The organism is Nocardioides sp., assembly GCF_050699375.1.
Lineage (GTDB): Bacteria > Actinomycetota > Actinomycetes > Propionibacteriales > Nocardioidaceae > Nocardioides.
In genome coordinates this window covers 1-2,942 of sequence record NZ_JBOHDN010000184.1, presented here as the reverse complement: position 1 = coordinate 2,942, position 2,942 = coordinate 1, and the positions used below count along the sequence as shown (strand labels likewise).

The following is a 2,942-nucleotide window of genomic DNA, read 5'->3' as shown; positions in this document are numbered from 1 at the left end:
TGTCCCGCGCCGAGAGTCCGTGCCATAAGTCGTGCGATGCGTGCGTGCATCGCAAGGCGGCGTCGCGACGGCATACCGGGTGTCTTCCGAGCGATGCCAACGCAGCGAGGTGCGTGCGCAGCGTGCGACTTATGGTGCGGAATTGAGGTGCGGGGCACTAGCCGAGCTGGTCGTAGCCGCGGATGATGCCCATCTGTGTCTTCCGGTCCCAGCCGCCGCCTTGATTGTGCTCGTAGCCGAACCACATTCCGTCGGCCTTGCGACGCAGCAGCAGGTCGCCCCCGGTGGAGGCGCCACGCAGGTCCTTGGTCGCGAGGATGAAGTCGAAGGCGCTGGTGTCGATGCCGGCGTCGGAATACGTGGTCAGGCCACCGGGGCCGTTCGTACGGAAGATCAGCAGCTTGTCGGAGACCTTGAAGATCGCCTCGGGCGAGCCGTCATCGGCATAGAACCGACCGGCACCGATGACCTGGCTCCCGCCGCTCACCCCGCTGCGCATCCGGTAGGACGCACCCAGCGCGCTGGTCCCGCGACCGGGCCAGACCCGGATCTCACCGTTGGGATGCCTGCCCAGGAGGTCCGGCCAGCCGTCCCCGGTGAGGTCGCTGACCACGTCGATGACGGGGACGGTCCCGAAGCCGGAGCCGATGACCACCCCCGGCGCGAAGGTCTGGGTGCCGTTGCCCCGGTTGACCCGGATCGTGCCGTCGGCGTGCCGGATCAGGATGTCTCCGTCGCCGTCGCGATCCCAGTCGCCACCGTTCATCAGGGTGGTCGAGGACGCGGCGGTCAGGTTGGTCGCCAACGGCGTCCCGAATCGCGCCTCGCCGTTCGTACGCAGCACGAAGATGCGCTTGTCGCTCGCCCGACGAGCGACCAGGTCCGGGTAGGCGGCGCCGGAGATCTGCGACTGCAGCTCACGGGCCGCCCAGCCCTGCTGCTTGGAGCCCGCCTGCGAGCGGATCGTGCTCATCCTGGCGTAGAGGTATCGGCCCGGACACACGGTGGACCCCGCGTCACGATGGCCCATGATCGCGTGCGAGAAGGTGCGGTCGCCGATCCGGGTGCTGCCCTTGTTGCCACGGACACCGTGCAACGAGAGCTTCCACGCGAACAGCGTGCCGAAGGCGTTCACCAGCGCGGTCGGCGGCGAGACCTTGTCGAAGTTTCCGATCGCCGAGGCGCCGAAGCCGTTGCTGTTGTAGCCCGCCGTGTGCGCACCGACGACGGGACGGTCCACGCCACCGTAGCGGCCCTCCCAGATGCGGCCGAACCTGTCGAGCAGGAAGTTGTAGCCGATGTCGCGCCAGCCCCGGCTCCGCACGTGGTAGGCGTAGATGCTCCGGATGATCCCCGGCACCTGCGCCCGGGAGTAGGAGTTGGTGTTCACGGTGTGGTGCACGAACCCACCGTGGACCTCGTGGTAGTCGGGCGGCCCGGCCTCTCGTACGCCCTCGTCGGCACCCCATTGGCGACGGCTGTAGATGCTGGGCCTGGGGGTGTACGCAGCCGCCGACAGCTCCGCCGCGCCTTCCCCTTCGTCAGCCCTGGCCTCGCCAGTGCCCTCCGCCGGAGCCGGCGCCGCTGAGCCCGCTTCGCCCGCCTCGGTCTCGATCTCCGGTGACTCGCTGCGGGTCGCGCCCGCCTCTCCGGGAGTGATCACCGCGAGACTGAGGTCGGCCGGCACCTGGGCGTCTGTCAGCCTCAGCCGCGCCTGCACCTGGTCGACCTCGCCGATGATCGCCTCCATCGTGCCCGGCCGCGACCCGTCGGCCTCCGCCGAGCCCGGGTCAGGAGCATGGTCGTCGAGATGGACATCCAGCGCGTACCAGTCGCTCCAGGTCCCGTCCTCCAGCGTTCGTACGTCGGCCACGACCGCCTCCTCGGGAACGACCGCTCCGGGCGTCCAGGTCAGTCCGACCGTCCCGAACCCGTCCACCGTCTGCGGGTCGCTGAGAACGGTCGTCACCGCCCCTGAGGCGGACTTCCTCGCCTCGGCGGTGAGCCGACCGGGCCCACCGGGCCGGGACCCGCGGCCCTTGGCCAGGGGCGCGGTCAGCGAGATCTCCTCGACGTGCGCCTCGACCGCGCCCGCCGGCACCTGCGCCGAGGACGGCACGACCGCCCCGGCCCCGGCGGCCGGGACGTCCGCGGGCCGGACGACCTTCAGGTCGACGATCGCGCTCGCCGGGACCAGCGCGGCCATGACGACCCCCAGCACGAGAAGCTGCTGGGTCGAGGCGACGTAGCGGGACCGGGCGCGCTGAACGCTCGGTTCCTGTTGCCCGGCCTGCTGCGAAGACATGCGTGGATCCCCCTGGTTCCGTAACACCAGGGATCATCTTTCACATCAGTCACAGGCTGCGGAAGGGTTACCGAGTAACTACAAAACTGTAATTCGCGTTGTGCCCCCTGCGACAGCGTCGCAGGGGACACAAGGCTCAGACTTCCGCGCCGAGAGCGCTGTCGGCGGCGTCGAGCCTCTTCTGCGCGACCGAGCCCTTGGCGTCGTCGTCACCGTAGTGGAGATACTCGATGCCCTCGTCGACGTCACCGTCGAAGACCAGGCGGCCCTTCTCCAGGCAGATGACGCGGTCGCACATCCGCTTGACGGAGCCCGCGGCGTGGCTGACGTAGACGATGGTGCGGCCGCTGTCGCGGATCTCCTCCATCTTCTCCATGCACTTCTTCTTGAAGGGCTTGTCGCCGACGGCGAGGACCTCGTCGGCGAGGAAGATGTCGGAGTCGATGTGGACGGCGACCGAGAAACCGAGGCGGGAGTACTGCCCCGAGGAGTAGTTGCCGACCGGCGAGTTGAGGTGGTCGCCCAGCTCGGCGAACTTCACCACGTCCTCGTAGATCTCGGCGGTCTCCTCGGCGGAGAGCCCATAGATCGCGGCGTTGAGGAAGATGTTCTCCCGGCCGGACAGCTGCGGGTGGAA

At 68.9% G+C, this 2,942-nt stretch carries 2 protein-coding genes; both read right to left on the bottom strand.

All coding sequences use genetic code 11. The annotated features are described in order from the left end of the window. Window positions 1–157: 157 nt before the first annotated feature. Complete coding sequence (locus ACRDPS_RS13675; protein ID WP_431502193.1) at window positions 158–2,305, bottom strand: N-acetylmuramoyl-L-alanine amidase; 2,148 nt, start codon at window positions 2,303–2,305, stop codon at window positions 158–160. A 136-nt stretch (window positions 2,306–2,441) separates the two neighbouring features. Further along, on the bottom strand, window positions 2,442–2,942 hold a 501-nt coding region (locus ACRDPS_RS13670; protein WP_431502192.1), incomplete at its 5' end, for an ABC transporter ATP-binding protein.

Coding starts and splice junctions, on each gene's coding strand:
- ACRDPS_RS13675 (WP_431502193.1), bottom strand. CDS start 2,305: ATGTCTTCGCAGCAGGCCGGGCAACAGGAACCGAGCGTTCAGCGCGCC.